This window comes from Acidisphaera rubrifaciens HS-AP3, from assembly GCF_000964365.1.
GTDB lineage: Bacteria > Pseudomonadota > Alphaproteobacteria > Acetobacterales > Acetobacteraceae > Acidisphaera > Acidisphaera rubrifaciens.
Map to the genome: position 1 here is coordinate 1 of NZ_BANB01000334.1, position 3,921 is coordinate 3,921.

The following is a 3,921-nucleotide window of genomic DNA, read 5'->3' on the forward strand; positions in this document are numbered from 1 at the left end:
GTGGTGAGCAGCAGCAGGCCGATATCGGGCACGCCGAACAGCGTCTGCCCCGCCGCCACGTCGCGCATCGTCCCGCCGTCGCGCGCCGTGCCGGCGAGGAAGGAGCGGTTGGCGTCGCGCACCTTCGCCGCGAGTTGCTGCAGCGTGAGGCCGTAGAGCATCAGCTTCTCCGGGTCGGGCTCGACGCGGATCTGATCCGGGTCCCCGCCCACGATGTAGCTGAGCCCGACATCGGGCACCTTGATCAGCTCGCCCTGCAGTTTCTGCGTCAGCCGGTCGAGATCGGCCGGCGTCCAGTGGGCGGCGGCCCGCGCGGTGGGGGAGACCGTCAGCGTGACGATCGCCACGTCGTTGATGCCGCGCCCGACCACCAGCGGCGGCTGAATGCCGAGCGGGATGCGGTCGAGATTGGCGCGGATCTTGTCGTTGACGCGCAGCACGGCATCGTCCTCGGCGGTGCCGACGACGAAGCGCGCGGTGACCATCACCTGGTCGTCCTGCGTCTGGCTGTAGATATGCTCGACGCCGGGGATCGCCTTGAGGATCGTCTCCAGCGGCTTGGTGACAAGCTCCGCCGCGTCCGGCGCCTTCAGCCCGTTGGCCGTCACCATGATATCGACCATGGGGACATGGATCTGCGGGTCCTCCTCGCGCGGGATGGTCAGCAGCGCGACGAGGCCGACCGCGAGGGCCGCCAGCAGGAACAGCGGCGTCAGCGGCGAGCGGATGGCCGCGCGGGTCAGGCGGCCGGAAATGCCGAGTTTCATGGGTGTTCGAGAACCTCGCCCGGCGTAAGGCCGGACAGGATTTCCAGCCCGTCCGGCATCGCCGGGGTCGGATGCACGCGGCCGCGCTGCACTTGGATGTCGATGGCGTGCCCGTCCGATGCGCGCAGCCGCACGAAATCGAGGCCGAAGCGGGTGAGCACGTAGCTCGACGGGATCACATAGGTCTGCCGCGTGCCGGCCGAGACCCAGACGCGGATGCGCTCGCCCACGAAATAATCACCGACGCCGGTCGCGGTCGCGTCCACGCGCACGCGCCCGTCCTGGATCAGCGGATAAATCAGGGTGATGCGCCCGAAGGCCGGGCCCGCCGCCTCGCCCCCGATGTCCTGCCGGTCGAAGCGGACGGTGTCGCCGAGGCGCATGAACTGCGCATGCCGCTCCGGCACGCTGAGGCGCAGCACGTAGTCCTGTTCCGCGACGGTCGCGACCGAGTCGCCGGGCAGCACCACCGATCCGTCGATGACCGGCACCTCCAGCACGCGCCCGGCGCTGGGTGCGAGCACCTCGCCCTCGTTGATCTGCTGCGCGGTGACGGCGCGTTCGGCGATGCGGGCGGCGAGCAGGCTGGTGGCGACGCGGGACGCCGTCTCCGCCTTGTCCAGCGTCTCGCGCGAGACGGCGCCGGATTTCGCCAGCGCCTGCGCCCGTCCGAGATCGAGTTGCGCCTGCGCCAGCTGCGACTTCAGCCCAGCGATCTGCGCGTCGAGCGACTGGATCTGCAACTGCAGCTTCGGGTCGCTGACCACGGCGATCACCTGCCCCTGCGTCACGCGGTCGCCCTGCCGCACGCGCAATTGGCCGACGGTGCCGCCGATACGGGCGCGGGCGGGCACCACGTTGCGACTTTCGACGGTCGCGAAGACCGCCTTTTCGTCGGTGACGGTGCTGCGTTGCGCGACGATGGTCGGCACGGCGGCGAAAGCCGGCGCGCCGGCCCCCAGGATACCGGGGGCCAGGATACCGGGGGCCAGGATAACGGCGGCCAGGATAAACGACTGCGCCAGCGCGGCGCGTGCGGGAGACGTGATGCTCATGGGTCCATCGCCGGAAAGTCGATGCAAATTACGCGGATCGCGGCGGGGACTTGTTGACGTGGGTCAAGGTGCGGGACGGCGCGCGGCCGTCATATCGCCGCGTCGGACGCGCAGCCGCGCGTCCTGCCCGCGGAGGGGGTCGTCATGGCCGAGGTGGTCGTCCTGGGAGCCGGGCTCGGCGGCACGCTCGCCACCTACGAGCTGGCGCCGCAACTGCGCAAGGGGGATCGGCTGACGCTGATCGCTGAGGATGCGCGGTTTCAGTTCACGCCGTCGAACCCCTGGGTCGCCGTGGGCTGGCGCAAGCCCGATGACATCGCGGTCGATCTCTCGCGCACGCTCGCGCGCAAGCATGTGCGCTTCATCACCGAGGGCGCGCGGCGCGTCGTCCCCGCGGAGAACCGCGTCGAACTGTCCGGCGGCGGCAGCGTCGCCTACGACTACCTGGTGATCGCGACGGGCCCCGATCTCGCCTTCGACGAGATCCCGGGCTTCGGCCCGGCGGCGCACACCCAATCCGTCTGCCAGACCGGCCACGCCGCGCAGGCGCATGCGGCGCTGGAGCGGCTGTGCCGGGCGCCCGGGCCGGTCATCATCGGCGCCGTGCAGGGCGCGTCCTGCTTCGGTCCGGCCTACGAGTTCGCCTATATCCTCGACACCGAGCTGCGCAAGCGGCGGCTGCGTGACCGCGTGCCGATGACGTTCGTGACGTCCGAGCCGTATATCGGCCATCTCGGCCTCGACGGCGTCGGCGATACCAAGTCGCTGATGGAGAGCGAGTTCCGCCAGCGGCATATCAAGTGGATCACCAACGCGCGCGTGGCGTCCGTGCAGGCCGACGCGATGACCGTCGAGACGGTGGGCGACGACGGCACGGTGAGCGCGACGCAGGCGCTTCCGTTCCGCTTCGCGATGCTGCTGCCGGCCTTCCGCGGCGTGGCGGCGGTGCGCGGCATCGACGGGCTGGTCAACCCGCGCGGCTTCGTGATCGTCGATGCCCATCAGCGCAATCCGACGTTCCCCAACGTCTTCGCCGTGGGCGTGTGCGTCGCCATCCCGCCGGTCGGGGCGACGCCGGTGCCGGTCGGCGTGCCGAAGACGGGGTTCATGATCGAATCGATGGTGACCGCCACGGCGCGCAACATCGGCGCGCTGCTGCGCGGCGAGACGGCGGCGGCGCGGGCGACGTGGAACGCGATCTGCCTCGCCGATTTCGGCGACGGCGGCGTGGCCTTCGTCGCACAGCCGCAGATCCCGCCACGCAACGTCAACTGGGCGTCCAAGGGCGCCTGGGTGCACGTGGCGAAGGTCGGGTTCGAGAAATACTTCCTGTGGAAAATCCGCTCCGGCGAGAGCGAGCCGTTCTACGAGCGGTTCCTGCTGGGCCAGCTCGATATCCCGAAGCTCCGCCCGCCGGTGCCGGAGCCGACGGGCACGGAGGCGCGTCATGGCTGATCCGACGCATATCGTCTGTCCGCATTGCGGCGCGATCAACCGCGTGCCGGCCGGTCGTTCGGCGTCCGCGGCGACATGCGGCAGCTGTCACCGGCGTCTGTTCGAGGGACGCCCGGTCGAGGTCGATGCCGCCGGCTTCGATCGCCACGTCAATGCCGGCGACCTGCCGGTGCTGGTCGACATATGGGCCCCGTGGTGCGGACCGTGCCGCGCCATGGCGCCGATGTTCGAGCGCGCGGCGGCGACGCTCGAGCCGGACATGCGCCTGCTGAAGCTGAATGCCGACACGGCGCCGGAGATCACCGGCAGGCTCGGGGTTCGCGGCATCCCGGCGCTGTTCCTCATGCGCCGGGGCCGCGTGCTGGCGCAGACGGCCGGGGCGTCCGATGCCGCGACGATCATCCGCTGGGCCCGCGAACACCTCGCCGCCGCCGCCTAGCAAGTAGCAAAGGGAGATATCGACCGATGACCATCGATAGCGCCGTCCTCGCGACCGCCGGGACCATGACGCTGCTCAGCATCGTGCTGGTGCTGCTGTTCGGGCCGTGGTGGCTGCTGCTCACCGGCTTCGTGGGGCTGAACCTGCTGCAGGCGAGCATGACCGGATTCTGTCCGGCGGCCCGGGTGTTCAAGTCGTTCGGCGT

General features: G+C 70.4%; 5 protein-coding genes. 3 read left to right on the top strand and 2 right to left on the bottom strand.

The window, feature by feature from the left end; translation table 11 throughout:
* Both B8460_RS10600 and B8460_RS10605 read right to left on the bottom strand, forming a co-directional pair.
* On the bottom strand, nt 1-767 hold a 767-nt coding region (locus tag B8460_RS10600), incomplete at its 3' end, for an efflux RND transporter permease subunit (RefSeq protein ID WP_048861568.1).
* On the bottom strand, nt 764-1,822 hold the full coding sequence (locus B8460_RS10605; protein WP_048861569.1) for an efflux RND transporter periplasmic adaptor subunit: 1,059 nt from the start codon (nt 1,820-1,822) through the stop codon (nt 764-766). The genes B8460_RS10600 and B8460_RS10605, both read right to left, overlap by 4 nt.
* Nucleotides 1,823-1,966: 144 nt before the next feature.
* Here B8460_RS10605 and B8460_RS10610 point away from each other — a divergent pair, with 144 nt between their 5' ends.
* From B8460_RS10610 to B8460_RS10620, 3 genes are all read left to right on the top strand, one after another.
* Complete coding sequence (locus tag B8460_RS10610; protein ID WP_048861570.1) at nt 1,967-3,277, top strand: NAD(P)/FAD-dependent oxidoreductase; 1,311 nt, start codon at nt 1,967-1,969, stop codon at nt 3,275-3,277.
* Nucleotides 3,270-3,716: a thioredoxin TrxC gene (trxC, locus tag B8460_RS10615; RefSeq protein WP_048861571.1), complete on the top strand. Its 447-nt coding sequence runs from the start codon at nt 3,270-3,272 to the stop codon at nt 3,714-3,716. Before B8460_RS10610 ends, trxC begins: the two co-directional genes overlap by 8 nt.
* Nucleotides 3,717-3,742: 26 nt before the next feature.
* Nucleotides 3,743-3,921 (top strand): YgaP family membrane protein (locus tag B8460_RS10620; protein ID WP_048861572.1); only part of this gene is annotated, 179 nt, incomplete at its 3' end.

What these genes read in the sequence shown, in the direction of transcription:
- B8460_RS10610 (WP_048861570.1), top strand. Translation starts at nt 1,967, where the DNA reads ATGGCCGAGGTGGTCGTCCTGGGAGCCGGGCTCGGCGGCACGCTCGCC.
- B8460_RS10605 (WP_048861569.1), bottom strand. Translation starts at nt 1,822, where the DNA reads ATGAGCATCACGTCTCCCGCACGCGCCGCGCTGGCGCAGTCGTTTATC.
- trxC (WP_048861571.1), top strand. Translation starts at nt 3,270, where the DNA reads ATGGCTGATCCGACGCATATCGTCTGTCCGCATTGCGGCGCGATCAAC.